Origin of the sequence: Marinobacter sp. DS40M6 (assembly GCF_028581595.1) — a bacterium.
GTDB lineage: Bacteria > Pseudomonadota > Gammaproteobacteria > Pseudomonadales > Oleiphilaceae > Marinobacter > Marinobacter salarius.
Genome location: NZ_JAFCAE010000005.1, coordinates 71,226 through 88,593 on the forward strand (window position 1 = coordinate 71,226; position 17,368 = coordinate 88,593).

Below are 17,368 nucleotides of genomic sequence, written 5' to 3' on the forward strand. Positions count from 1 at the left end.
GCGGCATTAAACTTGTAGCCACCCCCGCAAGCGTTAGAATACGGGGTTCAGATTCTGACAGGACATGCCCATGAGCGAGCAACAACCGTCTACCGACCAGCCGCAGGCGGAAACACCGAAAGACGACGTTACCCATTTTGGCTTTCGCAACGTGCCGAAAAGCCAGAAAGCGGGTCAGGTCGCTGACGTGTTCCATTCCGTGGCCGGCAAGTACGACCTGATGAACGACCTCATGTCCATGGGAATCCACCGCCTCTGGAAGCGTTTTACCATTGAGCTTTCCGGCGTCCGCAAGGGGCACCAGGTGTTGGATATTGCCGGGGGTACCGGCGACCTGACCATGAAGTTCTCGGACCTGGTCGGCCCAACCGGCAAGGTTGTGCTGGCCGACATCAATGCGTCCATGCTTCAGGTTGGCCGGGGCCGGCTGATGGACCGAGGCTACGCCGGCAACATCGAATACGTGCAGGCGGATGCCGAACACCTCCCCTTCCCGGACAACAGCTTCAACGCTGTGAGCATTGCCTTTGGCCTGCGCAACGTTACCGACAAGGACCAGGCCCTGCGGGACATGACCCGGGTGCTGAAACCTGGTGGCAAGGTAATGGTACTGGAGTTTTCCAAACCCAAGAATCCGCTGCTCAGCAAAGCCTATGACGTGTATTCATTCAACGCGCTGCCGCTGATGGGCCAGTTGATTGCCGGCGATTCCAACAGCTATCAATACCTGGCCGAGTCCATCCGCATGCATCCGGACCAGGATACGCTCAAGGCGATGATGGAAGAGGCCGGCCTGGTGAATTGCAAGTACTACAACATGACCGGTGGCGTGGTCGCCCTGCATGTGGGAATCAAGCCCTGATGTTTCCCGGCCCAACCCTGCTGTCTGCCGCCACCTCTATCATTGAGAGCGCGCTCAACCGAGCGCTGGCGCTGGACCCCGCTGGCAAGCAGGCGCTGATGTCAGCGCTCACGGGGCCGGTACAGTTTTCGCTGGATGGGCTCGGCCTCACGCTGACGCTGCAACAGGCGGGAGATCGCATTCAGGTTGCCAGCCAGCCCTCGGAAGCTCCCGCTTTGATCCTGTCCGGCCGCCCCATGGCGTTCGCCGCCCTGGCCACCGGCGATGACGGAGTTTTCAGCGAAGGCCGCATTCACGTGACTGGCGATACCGCCCTGGCGCATCAGTTCCAGCGCGCCATCGACCAACTCGACCCCGACTGGGAAGCTGCCATGGCCGGGTATATTGGTGATGTGCCGGCGCATTTTATCGGCCAGCGCGTTCGCGGGGCTGTTCGCTGGAGCCGACAGGCGTTTGCGTCCCTGAACGCCAATGTTGAAGAATATATTCATGAAGAAAGCCGAAGCCTGCCCGGGCGCCGGGAGCTGGAAGCCACGTTTACCGATATCGACCGGCTGAACCTGCAGACCGAACGCCTGGAAGCCAGGGTCACGCGGCTGGAGCATCCCAGACAACAAGACCAAACGGAGACGCCGTGACGCGCCTGCAACGCCTGTTCCGCATTGCCTGGGTCTTCTGCCGCTACCGGCTGGACACCTTTCTACCGCTGGCGGAACTGCCTGTCCCCCTGAAAGTGTTCTTCCTGCTGGCCCCCTGGCACCTGTTTCCGAAACCCAAGCTGGACCGGGGGGACCGCCTACGCCTCGCGTTTGAAGAGCTGGGGCCGGTATTCGTCAAATTCGGCCAGATCCTGTCGACGCGACGGGACTTGCTACCCGACGACATGGCGCTTTCCCTCAAAAACCTGCAGGACCGGGTACCGCCTTTTCCCGGCGACGTCGCCCAGGGCATTATCGAAAAATCCCTCGGTGCGCCGGTGTCGGAACTGTTTGCGGAGTTTTCCCGCGAGCCCATGGCCTCTGCCTCCGTCGCCCAGGTGCATGCCGCCAGGCTTCTCGACGGCCGGGAAGTCGTGGTCAAGGTCATCCGCCCCGACATTGAACGGGTCATCCGCCAGGATCTGGCTCTGATGTACATGATGGCCGGTCTGCTGGAACGCTACTGGTCCGAAGGCCGTCGGCTGCACCCGGTGGAAGTGGTGGCGGACTACGATTCCACCATCCATGACGAACTCGACCAGCAACGCGAAGCCGCCAACGCCAGTCAGCTGCGCCGTAATTTCGAGAACTCATCGCTGATTTATATCCCCTCCATCGACTGGGACTACACACGCAAGTCCGTTCTGGTCATGGAGCGCATCCACGGCATCCCCATTGCCGACGTTCCGGCGCTTCGTGAAGCCGGTGTCAATCTGAAAGTACTGGCAGAGAAAGGGGTGGAGATCTTCTTCACCCAGGTCTTCCGGGACAGCTTCTTTCACGCCGACATGCACCCCGGCAATATTTTCGTGGATGTCAGCAACCCGGCCGACCCCAAGTACATTGCCATCGATTTCGGCATCGTTGGCACTCTTGCACCGGATGACCAAAGCTATCTTGCCCGCAATTTGCTGGCGTTTTTTCGCCGCGATTACCGCCAGGTCGCCGAGTTGCATATCCAGTCCGGCTGGGTGCCACCGGACACCCGGGTCAACGAATTCGAGGCCGCTATCCGCACCGTTTGCGAGCCGATTTTCGAGAAGCCACTGAAAGACATCTCCTTTGGCCACTTCCTGCTACGGCTGTTCCAGACGGCGCGGCGCTTCAACATGGAAGTGCAACCGCAACTGGTACTGCTGCAGAAAACCCTGCTGAATGTGGAAGGTCTGGGGCGCCAGCTTTACCCGGATCTGGACCTGTGGAGCACCGCCCAACCCTTCCTGGAAGCCTGGATGCGCAAACGCATCGGCCCGTCCGGCCTGATCAAATCCCTGCAGTCCCATTTGCCCGCCTGGCTGGAGCAGTCGCCGGAAATGCCACAGCTGGTACACGACGCGCTGGTGCAGTTACGCAACACGGGCTCCAACGACCACCCCAGTCGCGCTACACTGGAACTTATTCGTGAAAACCGGGCCCGGGCCGACCGGCGCTGGCGACGGGGGCTGGCCGCTGCAGCCCTGGCGGGGGTGGCCTGGCTGAGCCTCGACCACGACCTTGCCACCCTCGCACAGACCATGCCCGTTCATGGTTGGGCTTTACTGGCCGTGGCGGCCTGGCTGGTTGTAGGCCATGAACGGAAAAACTGACGGAAGTCATCTAAATGCAAGATTCAAACGCTAGAGTCGGGACGCCTGACTGGTTAGAGGAAATCCGCTGGAATGCGGATGGGCTGGTACCTGCCATTGCCCAGGACGCCGCTACCGGCGACATCCTGATGATGGCCTGGATGAACGCAGAGTCGCTCCGGCTGACCGCTGAAGAAGGCCAGGCCGTATATTGGTCCCGTTCCCGCGGCAAATTGTGGCGCAAAGGGGAAACCTCCGGGCACCAACAGGTGATCTCGGAAATCCGGCTGGACTGCGATGAAGACGTGATTCTTCTGAAGGTTGAACAGAAAGGCGGAATCGCCTGCCACACCGGGCGACGAAGCTGCTTCTATCGCAAACTGGAAGGCGGGCAATGGACGAGCGTGGATCCGGTTCTGCGGGATCCCGGCGCTATTTACGGTGACAAACAGGGAGGTAGCAACCATGAGTGACATTCTTGAGCAATTGGCCCAGGTGCTGGAAGCCCGCAAGGAGGCCGATCCGGAAACCTCCTATGTCGCCAGTCTGCACCAGAAGGGGCTCAACAAGATCCTGGAAAAGGTAGGGGAAGAGTGCACCGAGACGTTGTTGGCCGCCAAGGACGCGGAGCACTCCGGTGAAACCCGGGACGTGGTTTATGAAACCGCCGACCTCTGGTTTCACAGCATGGTGATGCTGTCCCGGCTTGGCCTTGGCCCCAAGGACGTCATCGACGAGCTCGCCAGCCGATTTGACCTGTCTGGCCTTGAAGAAAAAGCCTCCCGGGATCAGTGATCCGGGCAACCCTGAAGAGGGTTTCCGGAAGCCCCCCGAAGTGGCGTACAATCAACCGTAACAGAAACCTTAAGACGAGGGTCCCGGCATGGGCATCAGTATCTGGCAACTCCTAATCGTACTTGGCATTGTTATCCTGTTGTTCGGAACCAAAAAGCTCCGCAACATCGGCGGGGATCTCGGCGGTGCCATTCGTGGGTTCAAAAAATCCATGAACGAAGACGACAAGAAGGACGATGACCCGGACGCCATTGCAGACGATGCCGACGCGAAAGCTCATGAAGCCCGCGCCGAAGAAAAGCCACGGGACAAGTCCCACAGCTGAGACGGGCTGAATGTTTGATATCGGCTTTGTCGAGCTGCTGATCTGCGGCGTCATTGCGTTACTGGTTCTCGGCCCCGAACGGCTGCCTACAGCGGCCCGGGCAGCCGGGCGCTGGATTGGTGGTGCCCGCCGCATGGTGAGCCAGTTCTCCTCGGAACTCGACCGTCAGCTCAAGGCGGAAGAGCTTCGCGAAGAACTGCGCAAAGCCGGCGACGTCGGCCTGGAAGATGTCCAGAAGTCGGTGCGCGGCGCCCTGGACGAGGCCAAGAAATACGAACACATGGTTCTGTCCGACGACGATAAGCCCAAACACCGGCCCGCACCTGCGACCCGTCGGATTGCCGAACCCGAAGAGCCCGTAATGGACCCTGAGGAAGACCCTACCTCAGCCAACGGTTCCGGACATGCCTCTCTGGCCCCTGATGATCCGCCACGAGAGGATGACAGCACGCACGACCATTCGGCCGATGGCACCCCGAAACAACAGGAAAGCACGCCGGATAACCGTTCATGACCACCCAGCCCGACGGCAAAAACGCCCAACGTCCCGAAGATGCACAGCCGGAAATGCCACTGATCGAGCATTTGCTGGAGCTGCGCAACCGCCTGCTGAAAATGGTGTTGGCGGTGATCATCTGTTTTGCCGCCATCTACCCGTTTGCCAATGAACTCTACCTGCTGATATCGCAACCCTTGCGGGACCTGCTGCCAGTCGGCCAGACCATGATCGCAACGGACATCACCTCGCCGTTCTTCGCGCCATTGAAACTGGCCCTGGTGCTAGCCGTGTTCGTGGCCATTCCGGTGATCCTCTACCAGCTCTGGAGTTTTATTGCGCCGGGCCTGTATGCCCATGAGAAGAAACTGGCGTTCCCCTTACTGTTTACGTCGGTCGTCCTGTTTTATCTGGGGGCGGCCTTTGCCTATTACGTGGTGTTCCCGCTGGTGTTCGGATTCTTCACCGCCATCGGCCCGGAAGGCATTGTTGAGTTGCCGGATATCAGCAGCTACCTCAATTTCGTACTGAAGATGTTCTTCGCTTTCGGGGTTGCCTTCGAAATTCCCATCGCCACCATACTGCTGATTCTCACTGGCGCCACCACGCCCGAAGACCTCGCTGCGAAGCGCCCGTACATCGTGGTGGGCTGCTTCGTAATCGGCATGTTGCTGACCCCACCGGACATCATCTCCCAGACCCTGCTGGCGGTGCCCATGTGGCTGTTGTTTGAACTCGGCATTCTGTTTGGTCGGCTCGCCAGGCGCGAGGTGGAAGCCCCTGATGCAACGGACGCCTCCAACGAATGAACCTGGCGCTACTGTTTCAGGATGATTTCGTGGCAACGGACACAGCCGTGCTCACGGGCCGCCGGCTGGCACACCTGCATTCAGTGCTGAAGGTTGCGGAAGGCGACCTGGTACCTGTGGGTCTGGTGGACGGCGATATTGGCACGGGTCGCGTGGTCAGGCTTAACGATACCGAGGCCGTACTCCAGGTGGAATTAACCACACCACCGCCAGCCCCACTGCCCTTGACGCTGATCCTGGCCATGCCACGGCCAAAGATGTTCCGCCGTGTACTGCAGACCTGCGCAACCCTTGGCGTCAAGGATATCTGGCTGATCAATGCCTACAAGGTGGAGAAAAGCTTCTGGCAAACGCCGTGGCTGTCGGACGACAATCTGCGGGAAAACATGGTACTCGGCCTGGAGCAGGCGCGGGACACCCACCTGCCCCGGCTGCACGTCCGCAAGCTGTTCAAGCCGTTCGTGGAAGATGAATTGCCGGCCCTGCTGAGAAATACCCGTGCTCTGGTGGCCCACCCCGGCACCAGCACGCCCTGCCCGGCACACATCAACGAACCCGCCACCCTGTGCGTTGGCCCGGAAGGCGGGTTCATACCGTATGAAGTCGACAAGCTGACCGAGGCGGGCTGCGAAGCGGTACACCTTGGCAACCGTATCCTCCGGGTGGAGACCGCCGTACCTGTGCTGGTCAGCCGCCTGTTCGACGCCTGCGTTTAGCTCAGGCCGAACGCGCCTTCCAGAGTTTTGTCAGTGGTGTGATCACCGCTACCAGCAAAGCCCCCGCTACAACGCCGAAAAGGCCGTCCGCAAGCACCGGAATAACGGCCTGGGCGACACCACCAAAACCTTCGACAAAGTGATGAATGGCCTCATACACCGGTGGCAGCCCATGGGTGAGAATGCCGCCACCCACCAGGAACATGGCAATGGTGCCCAGCACTGACAAGGCTTTCATCATCCAGGGAGCAAACCAGAGGATGCCTTCCCCAACCCGCTTGGCGAATGGGCTTTCTTTCTGGCTGAGGTACAAACCGCCATCGTCCAGTTTCACAATGCCGGCCACCAGGCCATAGACACCGATAGTGATCATTATGGCGACGACCGTCAGCACCATGAACTGCATTCCAATGCCCTGACTACTGACCGTTCCCAGGGTGATCGCTATGATTTCAGCCGACAGGATAAAGTCCGTGCGGATCGCCCCTTTGATCTTGTCTTGCTCAACCGCTTTCAGATCGGCGTCGGGATTTTTCAGGGCGTTGCGGAGTTCTTCCTTGTGCTGTTCATCTTCCTGCTTGTGAAGGAACCGGTGAGCGATTTTTTCAAACCCCTCAAAGCAGAGAAAGGCGCCACCCAGCATCAGCAGGGGAATCACCAACCAGGGCACGAAGAAGCTGATGGCGAGAGCGCCCGGAACCAGGATGGCCTTGTTGAGCATCGAGCCCTTCGCCACCGCCCAGACCACCGGCAGTTCCCGCGCAGGTTTCACACCGGTCACCTGTTGGGCATTAAGCGCAAGGTCATCCCCCAGCACGCCGGCGGTTTTCTTGGTGGCCGCCTTGGTCATCAACGCCACATCGTCCAGAACCGTGGCGATGTCATCAATCAATACGAGGAGACTGCTGGCAGCCATAACGAATTCCTTTTGGTTCAACGATGTTTATAGTGCGCCCTGCAAACCATACTCAGGCATCCAGCCCCATAGCCTCGGCGGCAATACGATTCTTGATCGGCCCAAGCTGGTTCAGCCAGCGCATGCCGGTGTTGCGCAGCCAACGCAGGGTCAACTCATCTCGGCCAAACAGTTGCTTGAAACCTTCCATGGCCGCCATCATCGCGAGGTTCTCACCCTTGCGACGGCGCTGGTAGCGAGCCAGAACAAGCTCGTTGTCTGGATCAATGCCTTTGCTCCGGGCACTGGCAAGTTCATCCAGCAACGCACGAACATCCCCATAACCCAGATTCGCCCCCTGGCCGGCCAGGGGATGAATGGTATGGGCAGCATCTCCCACCAGCGCAAAGCCAGGGGCGATGTATTCCTTGGCATGGCGTTGACGCAAAGGAAACGCGTAGCGACGCGAGACCAGATCCACTGCGCCCAGTTCACGCTCTATCGCCCGTTCCAGTTCCGCTTTGAAGGCGTGGTCATCCAGCCCCATCAGACGCCGTGCCTCTTCAGTATCCTGTGACCATACAATAGAACAAAAATGCTCATCGCCGGACTCTGACAACAATGGCAGGAACGCCAGAGGTCCTGTGGGCGAGAACCGTTGCCAGGCGGTATAGCGGTGGCTCTGGGCCGTTCGAACGGTGCATACGATGGCCTGCTGGCCGTAATCCCACTCGCGGGTCGGTAGCCCCACCCACTGGCGCAATCGGGAGTGGGCACCGTCCGCCGCCACTACAAGCCTGGCGCCGAAGGTCTGGCCGTCTTCCAGGCGGATGCCTCGCGTGTGCCCGTCCTGCCACCAGCCACTCACCCTGACCCCGTCAATCAGGGTCACAGCGCTGTCAGCCAGGGCATCAAACAGTGCCTGCACAATTCGACGGTTCTCAATGATCGTACCCAGCGCCGGGGCGCGGAGCTCTGCCGCCTCGAACTGGATGCGGCCGGTGCCATCGCCGTCCCACACCGTCATTGTCTGGTAGGAACAGTGGCGACCAGCGGTTATGTCCGGCCATACCCCCAACTGTTCCAGCAGCCGCTGGCTGGCGACCGAAATGGCGCTCACGCGGGGGTCGAAATCTTCCACAGATAGCGCTTCTTCGAGGCCCTGCATCAAGGCCTTTCGGTCGGCACCTTCCACCAGCCCGACATTCCAGCCCTGCCGAGACAAACCCAGCGCCAGGGCCGAGCCCACCATGCCGCCGCCAACCACCAGGATATCGAATTGCGGTTGCTCACTCATGGTCATTGCGTTCCGAGAAAACGTTGTCAGGAGTACGAAGCTCGGCCCGGCGCCCACCCAGGCCCATAGCCTGGCGGGCAAACCAGCGCTTGGCGCCGGGTAGCAGATCCAGCCCCATCAGGCCGGCGTCGCGGGCGGTGGCCACCAGGGGTAGATGATTACCGAAAAGCTGGATCAGTGAGTCGGAAAACCGTACGGTTTGTTGCCAGTCTCGGCGATGACGAGCCTGATAAGCGTTAAGCACGCCCAGGCTGCCCAGGGGTTGCTGCTGCTCGACGGCCACACGGAACTGTTCCACCAGCGCCATCAGGCCTCTCAACGCCAGGTTGAAGCCCTGACCGGCAACCGGATGAAGGGTGTGCGCCGCATTGCCTACCAACACCACACCAGGCCGAACCGCCTCATCCACGGTTTTCAGGGTCAGCGGGTAGTGGCTGCATTCACCGATGCGGGTAAAACGCCCCAGGCGCCAGCCAAAACGATGCTGCAGTCGCTGGCACTTATCGTCATCGCCCAATGACAGCAGTTCATCAAGAGCCTTACTACTCAACGTCCATACCAGGGCGGCGTTTGTGCCGGCGCGCGCTGGCGAGCCGTGAGGCAACAACGCCATGGGGCCAGCATCGGTGAAACGTTCAAACGCGGTAAACTCATGACTATGGGAGGTGGAGACATTGGCGATCAGGGCATGCTGATCATACGCCTGTTCATTGACCCGGAAGCCCAGTGTTTCACGCAGGCCGGAACGGCCGCCGTCAGCCACCAACAGACACTGCGCGGTCAGTTCCCGATTTCCCGTGTCGGCGCCCAGGGTAACGCGAACACCCTCCGATAGCGGCTGCATGGCTGTCACTTCCGCCGGTGCTTCCCAGACCACATGCGTCTGCAGCAGTTCCCGCATCAGGCACAGCCCCATCCAGCGGTTGTCCGCGACATAGCCCAGAGCCTCCTGTTGGTGCTCGGCGGCGTTCAGGCGCGTGGCCCCGAAATGCCCACGATCCGATACATGAATATGGCGAATGGGCGTGGCATGCTCGGAAAGCTGTTGCCACAGGCCCAGTTCTTCAAAGATCAATCTTGAGCCCCAGGCCAGCGCTGTGGAGCGGGCATCGTAGCTGGGCTGGTAACTGTCAGGCAGGGCCTCCGGAGACAACGGAAACGCCTCTACCACGGTCACCCGCAATTGCGGCAAGGTTCTCGCCAGCGCCAATGCCAGGGTGGCTCCTGCCAGCCCACCACCGGCGATGATGATATCGGTATCGTGCTGGTTCACGGTCAGTCGGCCATCAGCGCTTCAATCTCGGGAATGGTCTTGGGGACCGCCTCGGTGAGTACCCGACAGCCCTCTTTCGTCACCACCACGTCATCCTCGATGCGAATGCCGATACCACGCCATTTCGCATCCACGCTGGTGTTGTCCGGCGCCACATATAGCCCGGGCTCCACGGTCAGTGCCATGCCCGGCTCCAGTTCGCGCCACGCATCGCCCACCTTGTAGTCCCCGACATCATGCACATCCAGGCCAAGCCAATGGCCGGTACGGTGCATGAAGAACGGCTTGAACGCCTGTTCCTCGATGGCCTGCTCTACCGTCGTATCCTTGAGCAGGCCAAGATCGATCAAGCCCTGGGTAAGTACTTTCAGTGCGGCCTGGTGGGGATGGTCCCAGTGATTCCCGGGACGAACTTCCTCAATGGCCGCGTACTGGGCCGCCAGCACCACTTCATACAGGGCCCGCTGCTCATCGCTGAACCTTCCGCTGACCGGGAAGGTACGGGTAATATCGGAGGCATAGCATTCCAGTTCACAGCCTGCATCGATAAGCACCAGGTCGCCATCGTTCAACGGGGCGCTGTTTTCAATGTAGTGGAGGATACAGGCGTTCTGGCCGCCCCCCACAATCGACGGATAGGCCGTGGAGCGGGCACCGTTTTCCATAAACGTGTGGATCAGTTCGGCTTCCAGGGCATATTCAAAGACCCCTTTGCCGGCCCTCTTCATCGCCCGCTTGTGGGCCTCACAACTGATCTCGCCGGCCCTTGCCATCACCTTGATTTCCGCCGCGCTCTTGTACAGGCGCAGGTCGTGGAGCAAGTGTTCCAAGGCTACGAACTCGCCGGGCGGATGGGCCCCCGAACGCACCTTGCTGCGGATCAGTTTGACCCAGTCCATCACCTTGGCATCAAAATTATGATCTTTGCCCAGTGGGTAATACACCCGGCTGCGACCTTCGATCATGCCGGGCAGGATGTCGTCAATATCGGCAATGGGAAAGGCATCGTCCAGGCCGAAGGTCTCGATGGCACCCTCGGGGCCTGCCAGGAAGCCATCCCAAAGCTCCTTTTCCGGGTTTCGTTCCTTACAGAAAAGTACGGACTCTCCATGCTCCCGGCCGGGAATCAGAACCAGGACCGCTTCCGGCTCACCAAACCCCGTCAGGTAATGGAAGTCACTGTCCTGGCGAAACGGATGCAGGACATCCCGGTTGCGCACCCGTTCAGGGGCGGCTGGCAGTATGGCAATGCTATCCGGCGCCATTCTTTCCATCAGCCGGTGCCGGCGATCGTTGAATTCCTTGACGGGTATCAGTGAAGCCATGAAGTCTCCCAAGGGTATCAGCGTTGTTCAGTGCAAAGTCGGGGTATTGGGTGACGGCTTTTCCGGCGGATTGAACTCAGTAAACACCGCTAGCGCCCCCAGCCGTACATATTCGACGATTTCCATCAATTGTTGTTCGCTTTCATCGTCCGGCTCGTCATCATCGGCCACCTGACTGATCGCCACCAGATCTTCAATGAGTTCGCGAATCTCATCCGGCGCCTCACCCAGTGCCTGACCAGCGGACAGCGCCATGCCCTCCAGGAAACCACGCACCCAGGAGGTGAGCGCTTCCAGTCGCTGTTCGATGGCGTAATCATCGTCCGGCAGCAAGGGCTGAAAACTCATATCGGTAGCCTTCAACAGCTCAAGCGTCTGGCTATAGGCCGAGGCCATAAATTCCCGCAGTTCGTCCGATTCGTCGGTCGCAGCCTGGGGCAGGCCCATGTGCTCACACACCATGGCCAGCCATTCTTCTTCATTGATACGAGCGCCGGCAGCGAGCCGGCCACAAAGCACGCCATGGAGCTCTGATGGATGACTGAAAGCCTTGTGAGCGGTGAACATATTCGCCCAGCGCTCAAAGGCGACGGCGCGGGCGTTGGAGGTGTCGGTTTCGGACATGAAACGGGACGGTCCTGTATGAATGAGTGAAGGCCCTATCCTAGCATTCAGGCGCATTTAAGACACTTGCCCTCTTGATTCCGGACCGGGAAAGAGTAAATTATGTTATAACATATCAATTTCAAGGAGAGCCGCCTGCCATGTCCGCTAAACGCTTACCCCCCAACCGTCCACGCTCGCTGCATACACTTGGATGTATGGTCGCCGCCTGCAGCCTGGCACCGATGGCGCTGGCCGCCGACAATCCCGGCGCCCACGAGCACGGCCATGCCCGATTGCAGATGGCGGTGGAAGAAAACCGTATTGACCTGATGCTCAATTCCCCGGCCTACAACCTCGCCGGGTTCGAGCATGGCGCCCGCACAGAGGCGGAAAAAAGCCGGTTGGCGGACATTACCCGCTGGCTGGAAACCACGCCGCTGGTCAACACCGCAGCGGCCGACTGCCGCGTGACGGCCGCAGCCGTGGAACTCGGCGGGGAAGACGAAAACCATGGTGGGGAGACTCATCACGGCCACGACGAGCACGATCATCACGAGGCCGAACATCACGACGAAGGACATCATGACGAAGAACATCATGGGGAAGCCACTCATCGGGAATACGACGTATCCCAGCAACTGGAATGCAACCGCATCGACGCCGATCAGGAATTTACATCGGCACTGATGGAGAGGTTCGAGGGCATGGAGGAGCTCACCGTCGAATGGGTCAGCCCCTCTGGCCAGGGTAGTGCCCGGCTGACACCCTCAAACCGGGCATTTACTGCCAACAACTGACCTATGAACGCCCTGCAGAGACATTACTCCTCGTAGGGTGAGACGTTCTCCGCCACGATGGAGTAGGAGGACGAAGCAATGTCGTTCTCGGTCTTCTCGATCTTCAGGGTGCCCTCAATCCACACCGGATCGTAGAGTGCTTCCAGCTTGAAGCCCTTCTTGTACTTCACATGGATGATCTGGTTTGGAGGAGGTGGCGGCACGTGTATGCAGGCGCCATAGTATGGCACCAGGAAAAACTCCAGAATGCGCATATCCTGTGTGGTTTTCAGCGGCACGACGAAACCCGGAATCCGGCCCGACCGGCCATCCATTTCAGGCACCACGCGGCCTGTCATGATCTCGTCCGGCAATGTGGCAGGGCCGTCACCCTCGTGGGAGACTTCTGGCATATTCTCGAGTAGGTTGAGATCCTCCTCTGGCATCAATTCCAGCCAGTCGATCTCTTGCGAGGCGTCTTTTGCGCTAACGGCGGTTGAAAGACTGAAGGCCGCGACCAGCGCCACCATACACAGGGTGGCGAACAGAGAGCGTTGCCGCGAGCGGGATTCCAGAGGTTCTGACATAAAACTGACGTCTCCTGTAACGATTCAGGGATCATACACCGGATGACCAATGCCTGACATGACCGGCAAGACAGACTTGCACAAAGATAGTTCCGTAACCTCAGAGAGTTCCGTAACCCCACGGCAAACCCTCCGCATCAGCGAACTCACTTTTCGCTGGGACCGGACCCAGCCGGGCATCCGCTATCCTGACGTAACACTGAACAGCGGTGAACACCTTTTCCTGCGAGGCCCCAGCGGTAGCGGTAAGAGCACACTCCTGAGCCTGATGGGAGGCCTGATCGTGCCGGACACCGGTCGCCTGGAATTACTGGGCACAGACCTGGCAGGCCTGACCAGCGGCCAACGCGACCGATTCAGGGCCGACCACATGGGCGTTATCTTCCAGCAGTTCAACCTGGTGCCCTACCTGAGCACGCTGGACAACGTCACACTGCCCTGCAAGCTTTCACGGAAACGCCGAGCGCGGGCCTTGTCTTCGCCGGAGGCAGAAGCGAAATCCCTGCTGACTGCCCTGGGCATCCCCCAGAGCCATTGGCACCGGCGTGTTACCACCCTCAGCGTCGGGCAACAACAGCGAGTAGCCGCCGCCCGGGCACTGACCGGCGCCCCGGAACTGATCCTCGCCGACGAGCCCACCTCGGCCCTGGACAGCGACAACCGGGACCGCTTTATCGAGTTGTTGCTGGGGCTGGCGGCGGAAAAACACTCATCCGTTGTCTTTGTCAGTCACGACAAGAGCCTGGCCCAACGCTTTAACCACCAACTGGCCCTGGAGGTGACCCCATGAACCTGCGGCTGGCACTGTCTCTGGCCATGGCAAGCCTCTGGTATCGGCGCAGGGTACTGGCGCTGGTAACCCTGACCCTGACGCTCAGCATCACCCTGCTTCTGGGCATTCAGTACCTTCGCACCGAAGTGAAGCAGTCCTTTACCAGCACCATCTCCGGCACCGACCTGATCGTGGGCGCTCGCAGCGGTCAGCTGAACCTGCTGCTGTACACGGTCTTTCACATCGGTGACGCCACCAATAACATCCGCTGGAGTACCTACGAGAAACTGCAGGAGGATGAGCGCATCGGCTGGCTGGTGCCCATATCCCTGGGTGACAGTTATCGCGGGCACCGGGTTGTCGGCACCAGCGAGCAGTTCCCGGAACATTTCCGCTACGGTCGGGACCAGAAACCCGCATTGGCCGAGGGAGAATGGTTCGCCGATGTCTTCGACGTGGTGTTGGGGGCCGAAGTAGCCCGCAAGCACGCTCACCAGACTGGCGACAGGGTTGTCCTGTCCCATGGTGGCGGCAAGACCAGCTTCTCCAACCACAAGGACACTCCGTTTACGGTCACTGGCATCCTCGCTCCCACTGGCACACCGGTGGACCAGGCAGTTTACGTCAGCCTGGAGGGCCTCGAAGCCATCCATATTGGCTGGGAATCCGGTGTTGCCATCCCCGGGCGAACCGTCACGCCCGAACAGGCCAGGCAGAGGGACCTCACACCGGACGCGATTACCGCCGCATTCGTGGGCATCGACCGCAAGGTGCTGACTTTTCAGGTTCAGCGCCAGATCAACGAATCGCAGCTCGAACCGTTGTCGGCGATTCTCCCGGGGGTGGCGCTCAGCGAACTCTGGCGAATCATGGGTCAGTTCGAAAAAGCCTTGCTGGGCATCACCGGCTTTGTCGTGGTCACCAGCCTGGTCGGGCTCGTGGCCGTGTTGCTGACTCTGCAAGCGCAGCGGCGGCAGGAAGTGGCGATTCTCAGGGCTACCGGGGCTTCGCCGGCCCTCATCGCGGCATTGCACGTGATCGAATGCATTCTGCTGGCCATCGCGGCCTGCGGGCTCGCGATCCTGGCCGGAGCGGCCGGCATCGCGGCTCTTAGCCCCTGGCTACTGGATACATGGGGCGTTCAGGTAGGCTTGCGGCCGCTGAATGCAACGGAATGGTCGATCATCGCCAGCGTCCCTCTGGCAGCGTTGCTCGTGGGACTGATTCCGGCACTCCAGGCCTGGCGGGGCAGCCGAAAACAGGGGCTGGGACACGTAGCCCCAGAGTGACGGACATCACGCAACGCGGGCCATGACATCCCTGTAAATTGACCAGCTTGCAGTCCACACTTATAGTTAGTTCACTTCTTTGATACAGGCGTTGGACGACTCATGGAACAGTCCGAACTACAGGCATTGGCGGACAAACTCGACAGATTGATCGAACACTGTCGCAAACTGGAACGTGACAACGCGATGCTGCGCGAGCTGCAGGACGACTGGAACCGTGAGCGAGCGCAGCTCATGCACAAGAATGATCTTGCCAAAAACAAGATTGAAGCCATGATAGGCCGCCTCCGGGCCCTGGAGCACCACTGATGCCACAGCAGCCGACAACCGTCGAAGTCAAGATTCTCGACAAGGAATACCTGGTCGCCTGCCCCCAGGAAGAGCAGGAAGCCCTTCTCCGCTCCGCCAGGCACCTGGACACCAAAATGCGGGAAATACGTGCCAGCGGCAAGGTATTCGGTACCGAACGTATCGCCGTGATGGCGGCACTCAACATCACCAATGAGATGCTTGAGCGGGACACCATGTCGGACACCGCCAGTTCAATTCTCAACGCCATGGACGAAAAGCTCGATACCGCACTGGGTGAAGGCACCGGTAACTAGTCCTTACACAGGAATCCGATTCAGGTGTTGCAATCAGCCCCGGCAATGCCCGTATAATGAATTTAACTTCCTGGGCTGTTCGCTGGTCGGATTCGTCCTCGAGCCGATGCGCACTACCCAGGTGGCTACTTCAGGGCATTGTGAGCACGTCCCCATACGGGGAAAGCCTAATATGTCACAGCGGCCACCGACCTTGAACTTTGGGTTCAAGGGCCACATCCGATAACGGCAGCCCGGGAAGCTTTACTTTCAACCAGGATCCTCAGAAACTCGACAATTCATCCTGCAGGTCGCGTTTCAGCTCTTCTGGCTCGGTTATCCACAGGGTTTCATCCAGGCCAGGCAGCACCCCGACGTCCAGACCGTCTTTCGTCAGACCCGGCACCCATTTCCTGAAAAAATCCGGCAACGGAATACGCTTAGGCGTGAGATCGTCGGAACCCTTACCATATTCCACCGCGAATGCCTCACTGGGCCATACCGGCAGGTACTCCACATCGCCATCTTCAGACACGATCTTGAGGAAGCGATTCTCCGCATTCACCAGAATCCAGATTTCACGTTCCTCCCCGACCTGGCTCAGGAAATAGTCGTATCGTTCTTCGCCGTCTGATTCGAGGACACTCATTAATGCATCATGGTTCATGGATTGACCTGCTGTTGAACGAAAAGTTTGAAGGGCCAATGATAGCCTATCGGCTCGCCACACCGACATAACCAGAGACCGGTGACAGGCGACATTTTTCTGTACAACAGGGGCAGCCCGATGGTAGAAAAAGCTCTATGTTGACCAACGTTGTCTCACCCCAGCCCTTTGAAGAACACCCTGACTCGCAATCCCGAAGCAATCTTCGCAAGGCCCTTCGGAAGAAGCGCCGCTCGCTGTCTGTGGAAGAACAACAGATTGCCGCTGACCAGCTTGCGCTGAACCTGTTGAAACATCCTGACCTTTTCAGGGCCCGCCACGTTGCCGTATACCTGCCCAACGACGGTGAAATAGATCCCCAGGTGTACGTTCATGTTGCCCGCAGGCGAGGCATTCACTTCTATTTGCCGGTGCTGCATCCGGTGCACCGTGGCAGGCTGGTTTTCAGCCCTTTTACCGATGGCACCGAGCTGACAGCCAACCGCTTTGGCATTCCGGAACCACCCTTCCACAAGGGGCTGGAGCGGCCACCATGGGCGCTGGATGCCGTACTGTTTCCGCTGGTGGGATTTGATGGTTTCGGTGGCCGGCTGGGCATGGGTGGCGGTTTCTATGATCGCACCTTTGCGTTCACGCGAATCCGGCCACGACTGGCCCCCAAGCTGATCGGGCTGGCCCATGACTGTCAAAAAGTATCGGAGTTACCGCTGGAACCCTGGGATATCCCTCTGCACAGCGTGGTGACTGACAGAGAGCGTTACCGAATGAGATCAAAGAGCTTTCGGTAAGGTTTAGTCTCGAACGGCGGACACTGTAAAGGCTTCGCTATCGGAGGCCGTAGGCTCATCATCAGAGGCCTGAAGTGATGTGAAGCCAGTAATAACAAGGCCAACGGCGAAAATCAGCACGACCGTCCGGATAATGTCAGGCTTGCGGCCCATGAGGGGATTCTCCGGTATTTTGAATAGTAAAATCGATCTAAATCAGTTGACTATTCTTGTTTTCAAGAATTAGACGAAAGACTAACACCT

The 17,368-nt window shown here is 59.3% G+C and carries 23 protein-coding genes and 1 other RNA gene; 16 read left to right on the forward strand and 8 right to left on the reverse strand.

The annotated features are described in order from the left end of the window. Nucleotides 1–70 precede the first annotated feature (70 nt). The 9 genes from ubiE to JJO78_RS14125 all read left to right on the forward strand — a co-directional run bounded on the left by ubiE (nt 71) and on the right by JJO78_RS14125 (nt 6,266). Nucleotides 71–862, forward strand: coding sequence for a bifunctional demethylmenaquinone methyltransferase/2-methoxy-6-polyprenyl-1,4-benzoquinol methylase UbiE (gene ubiE, locus JJO78_RS14085; protein ID WP_041335196.1), 792 nt, complete (start codon nt 71–73; stop codon nt 860–862). Beyond that, nucleotides 862–1,500 (forward strand): ubiquinone biosynthesis accessory factor UbiJ, encoded by a 639-nt coding sequence (locus JJO78_RS14090; RefSeq protein WP_041335193.1) that lies wholly within the window; start codon nt 862–864, stop codon nt 1,498–1,500. Before ubiE ends, JJO78_RS14090 begins: the two co-directional genes overlap by 1 nt. Continuing rightward, nucleotides 1,497–3,146, forward strand: coding sequence for a ubiquinone biosynthesis regulatory protein kinase UbiB (gene ubiB / locus JJO78_RS14095; protein WP_075194268.1), 1,650 nt, complete (start codon nt 1,497–1,499; stop codon nt 3,144–3,146). The genes JJO78_RS14090 and ubiB overlap by 4 nt, the downstream gene beginning before the upstream one ends. A 14-nt stretch (nt 3,147–3,160) precedes the next feature. After that, nucleotides 3,161–3,598, forward strand: a complete 438-nt coding sequence (gene hisI, locus JJO78_RS14100; RefSeq protein ID WP_041332559.1) for a phosphoribosyl-AMP cyclohydrolase — start codon at nt 3,161–3,163, stop codon at nt 3,596–3,598. After that, on the forward strand, nt 3,591–3,920 hold the full coding sequence (locus JJO78_RS14105; RefSeq protein WP_036210485.1) for a phosphoribosyl-ATP diphosphatase: 330 nt from the start codon (nt 3,591–3,593) through the stop codon (nt 3,918–3,920). Before hisI ends, JJO78_RS14105 begins: the two co-directional genes overlap by 8 nt. 88 nt (nt 3,921–4,008) lie before the next feature. Next, on the forward strand, nt 4,009–4,245 hold the full coding sequence (gene tatA, locus JJO78_RS14110; RefSeq protein WP_007153187.1) for a twin-arginine translocase TatA/TatE family subunit: 237 nt from the start codon (nt 4,009–4,011) through the stop codon (nt 4,243–4,245). 10 nt (nt 4,246–4,255) lie between these two features. Continuing rightward, nucleotides 4,256–4,759 carry a Sec-independent protein translocase protein TatB gene (tatB, locus tag JJO78_RS14115; RefSeq protein WP_041332557.1) on the forward strand — a complete coding sequence of 168 codons (504 nt, stop codon included), beginning with the start codon at nt 4,256–4,258 and terminating at the stop codon, nt 4,757–4,759. Then, a complete protein-coding gene (tatC, locus tag JJO78_RS14120; protein WP_036210493.1) occupies nt 4,756–5,550 on the forward strand; it encodes a twin-arginine translocase subunit TatC in 795 nt (264 codons plus the stop codon). Before tatB ends, tatC begins: the two co-directional genes overlap by 4 nt. Continuing rightward, a complete protein-coding gene (locus JJO78_RS14125; protein WP_036210496.1) occupies nt 5,547–6,266 on the forward strand; it encodes a 16S rRNA (uracil(1498)-N(3))-methyltransferase in 720 nt (239 codons plus the stop codon). Before tatC ends, JJO78_RS14125 begins: the two co-directional genes overlap by 4 nt. A 1-nt stretch (nt 6,267) precedes the next feature. Here the strand turns inward: JJO78_RS14125 and JJO78_RS14130 are convergent, their stop codons facing one another. The 5 genes from JJO78_RS14130 to JJO78_RS14150 are packed head-to-tail and all read right to left on the reverse strand — an operon-like array spanning nt 6,268 to nt 11,680. After that, the gene (locus JJO78_RS14130; RefSeq protein WP_036210499.1) at nt 6,268–7,182 is read right to left on the reverse strand and encodes a DUF808 domain-containing protein; all 915 of its coding nucleotides are present in this window, start codon (nt 7,180–7,182) and stop codon (nt 6,268–6,270) included. Between the two features lie 52 nt (nt 7,183–7,234). Then, nucleotides 7,235–8,458 (reverse strand): UbiH/UbiF/VisC/COQ6 family ubiquinone biosynthesis hydroxylase, encoded by a 1,224-nt coding sequence (locus tag JJO78_RS14135; protein WP_075194475.1) that lies wholly within the window; start codon nt 8,456–8,458, stop codon nt 7,235–7,237. Beyond that, on the reverse strand, nt 8,451–9,731 hold the full coding sequence (gene ubiH / locus JJO78_RS14140) for a 2-octaprenyl-6-methoxyphenyl hydroxylase (RefSeq protein WP_075194266.1): 1,281 nt from the start codon (nt 9,729–9,731) through the stop codon (nt 8,451–8,453). The genes JJO78_RS14135 and ubiH overlap by 8 nt, the downstream gene beginning before the upstream one ends. Before the next feature lie 2 nt (nt 9,732–9,733). Continuing rightward, on the reverse strand, nt 9,734–11,056 hold the full coding sequence (gene pepP, locus JJO78_RS14145) for a Xaa-Pro aminopeptidase (RefSeq protein ID WP_036210505.1): 1,323 nt from the start codon (nt 11,054–11,056) through the stop codon (nt 9,734–9,736). A 27-nt stretch (nt 11,057–11,083) separates the two neighbouring features. After that, a complete protein-coding gene (locus JJO78_RS14150) occupies nt 11,084–11,680 on the reverse strand; it encodes a UPF0149 family protein (RefSeq protein ID WP_036210508.1) in 597 nt (198 codons plus the stop codon). Between the two features lie 140 nt (nt 11,681–11,820). On the opposite strand from JJO78_RS14150, the gene JJO78_RS14155 reads away from it, so the two are divergent. Beyond that, nucleotides 11,821–12,459, forward strand: a complete 639-nt coding sequence (locus JJO78_RS14155; RefSeq protein ID WP_226909977.1) for a ZrgA family zinc uptake protein — start codon at nt 11,821–11,823, stop codon at nt 12,457–12,459. A gap of 23 nt (nt 12,460–12,482) precedes the next feature. Here JJO78_RS14155 and JJO78_RS14160 read toward each other — a convergent pair whose 3' ends face one another. Beyond that, on the reverse strand, nt 12,483–13,025 hold the full coding sequence (locus JJO78_RS14160) for a DUF3299 domain-containing protein (RefSeq protein ID WP_126811468.1): 543 nt from the start codon (nt 13,023–13,025) through the stop codon (nt 12,483–12,485). Nucleotides 13,026–13,074: 49 nt separating this feature from the next. Between JJO78_RS14160 and JJO78_RS14165 the strand changes: the two genes are divergently transcribed. The 5 genes from JJO78_RS14165 to ssrS all read left to right on the forward strand — a co-directional run bounded on the left by JJO78_RS14165 (nt 13,075) and on the right by ssrS (nt 15,935). Next, on the forward strand, nt 13,075–13,815 hold the full coding sequence (locus JJO78_RS14165) for an ABC transporter ATP-binding protein (RefSeq protein WP_081899319.1): 741 nt from the start codon (nt 13,075–13,077) through the stop codon (nt 13,813–13,815). Further along, nucleotides 13,812–15,086, forward strand: a complete 1,275-nt coding sequence (locus tag JJO78_RS14170) for an ABC transporter permease (RefSeq protein WP_075194264.1) — start codon at nt 13,812–13,814, stop codon at nt 15,084–15,086. Before JJO78_RS14165 ends, JJO78_RS14170 begins: the two co-directional genes overlap by 4 nt. 102 nt (nt 15,087–15,188) lie before the next feature. After that, nucleotides 15,189–15,395, forward strand: a complete 207-nt coding sequence (locus tag JJO78_RS14175; RefSeq protein ID WP_007153200.1) for a TIGR02449 family protein — start codon at nt 15,189–15,191, stop codon at nt 15,393–15,395. Next, nucleotides 15,395–15,691 (forward strand): cell division protein ZapA, encoded by a 297-nt coding sequence (locus JJO78_RS14180; RefSeq protein ID WP_007153201.1) that lies wholly within the window; start codon nt 15,395–15,397, stop codon nt 15,689–15,691. The genes JJO78_RS14175 and JJO78_RS14180 overlap by 1 nt, the downstream gene beginning before the upstream one ends. A 64-nt stretch (nt 15,692–15,755) precedes the next feature. Further along, a non-coding RNA gene (ssrS, locus tag JJO78_RS14185) (6S RNA) lies at nt 15,756–15,935 on the forward strand. An 18-nt stretch (nt 15,936–15,953) separates the two neighbouring features. Here ssrS and JJO78_RS14190 read toward each other — a convergent pair. Further along, a complete protein-coding gene (locus JJO78_RS14190; protein WP_075194263.1) occupies nt 15,954–16,337 on the reverse strand; it encodes a DUF2750 domain-containing protein in 384 nt (127 codons plus the stop codon). A gap of 137 nt (nt 16,338–16,474) precedes the next feature. On the opposite strand from JJO78_RS14190, the gene JJO78_RS14195 reads away from it, so the two are divergent. After that, nucleotides 16,475–17,125 carry a 5-formyltetrahydrofolate cyclo-ligase gene (locus tag JJO78_RS14195; RefSeq protein ID WP_041332551.1) on the forward strand — a complete coding sequence of 217 codons (651 nt, stop codon included), beginning with the start codon at nt 16,475–16,477 and terminating at the stop codon, nt 17,123–17,125. Nucleotides 17,126–17,128: 3 nt separating this feature from the next. Here JJO78_RS14195 and JJO78_RS14200 read toward each other — a convergent pair whose 3' ends face one another. Then, on the reverse strand, nt 17,129–17,278 hold the full coding sequence (locus JJO78_RS14200) for a hypothetical protein (RefSeq protein ID WP_164732102.1): 150 nt from the start codon (nt 17,276–17,278) through the stop codon (nt 17,129–17,131). Nucleotides 17,279–17,368: the final 90 nt, after the last annotated feature.

Bases quoted from the DNA above. Each gene is read 5' to 3' on its own strand.
- JJO78_RS14160 (WP_126811468.1), bottom strand. From the start codon at position 13,025: ATGTCAGAACCTCTGGAATCCCGCTCGCGGCAACGCTCTCTGTTCGCC.
- JJO78_RS14190 (WP_075194263.1), bottom strand. From the start codon at position 16,337: ATGAACCATGATGCATTAATGAGTGTCCTCGAATCAGACGGCGAAGAA.
- JJO78_RS14165 (WP_081899319.1), top strand. From the start codon at position 13,075: ATGCCTGACATGACCGGCAAGACAGACTTGCACAAAGATAGTTCCGTA.
- JJO78_RS14175 (WP_007153200.1), top strand. From the start codon at position 15,189: ATGGAACAGTCCGAACTACAGGCATTGGCGGACAAACTCGACAGATTG.
- JJO78_RS14150 (WP_036210508.1), bottom strand. From the start codon at position 11,680: ATGTCCGAAACCGACACCTCCAACGCCCGCGCCGTCGCCTTTGAGCGC.
- pepP (WP_036210505.1), bottom strand. From the start codon at position 11,056: ATGGCTTCACTGATACCCGTCAAGGAATTCAACGATCGCCGGCACCGG.
- JJO78_RS14200 (WP_164732102.1), bottom strand. From the start codon at position 17,278: ATGGGCCGCAAGCCTGACATTATCCGGACGGTCGTGCTGATTTTCGCC.
- ubiE (WP_041335196.1), top strand. From the start codon at position 71: ATGAGCGAGCAACAACCGTCTACCGACCAGCCGCAGGCGGAAACACCG.
- tatB (WP_041332557.1), top strand. From the start codon at position 4,256: ATGTTTGATATCGGCTTTGTCGAGCTGCTGATCTGCGGCGTCATTGCG.
- JJO78_RS14125 (WP_036210496.1), top strand. From the start codon at position 5,547: ATGAACCTGGCGCTACTGTTTCAGGATGATTTCGTGGCAACGGACACA.
- JJO78_RS14105 (WP_036210485.1), top strand. From the start codon at position 3,591: ATGAGTGACATTCTTGAGCAATTGGCCCAGGTGCTGGAAGCCCGCAAG.
- JJO78_RS14180 (WP_007153201.1), top strand. From the start codon at position 15,395: ATGCCACAGCAGCCGACAACCGTCGAAGTCAAGATTCTCGACAAGGAA.
- tatC (WP_036210493.1), top strand. From the start codon at position 4,756: ATGACCACCCAGCCCGACGGCAAAAACGCCCAACGTCCCGAAGATGCA.
- JJO78_RS14130 (WP_036210499.1), bottom strand. From the start codon at position 7,182: ATGGCTGCCAGCAGTCTCCTCGTATTGATTGATGACATCGCCACGGTT.
- JJO78_RS14170 (WP_075194264.1), top strand. From the start codon at position 13,812: ATGAACCTGCGGCTGGCACTGTCTCTGGCCATGGCAAGCCTCTGGTAT.
- tatA (WP_007153187.1), top strand. From the start codon at position 4,009: ATGGGCATCAGTATCTGGCAACTCCTAATCGTACTTGGCATTGTTATC.
- JJO78_RS14155 (WP_226909977.1), top strand. From the start codon at position 11,821: ATGTCCGCTAAACGCTTACCCCCCAACCGTCCACGCTCGCTGCATACA.
- hisI (WP_041332559.1), top strand. From the start codon at position 3,161: ATGCAAGATTCAAACGCTAGAGTCGGGACGCCTGACTGGTTAGAGGAA.
- JJO78_RS14090 (WP_041335193.1), top strand. From the start codon at position 862: ATGTTTCCCGGCCCAACCCTGCTGTCTGCCGCCACCTCTATCATTGAG.
- JJO78_RS14195 (WP_041332551.1), top strand. From the start codon at position 16,475: ATGTTGACCAACGTTGTCTCACCCCAGCCCTTTGAAGAACACCCTGAC.
- JJO78_RS14135 (WP_075194475.1), bottom strand. From the start codon at position 8,458: ATGAGTGAGCAACCGCAATTCGATATCCTGGTGGTTGGCGGCGGCATG.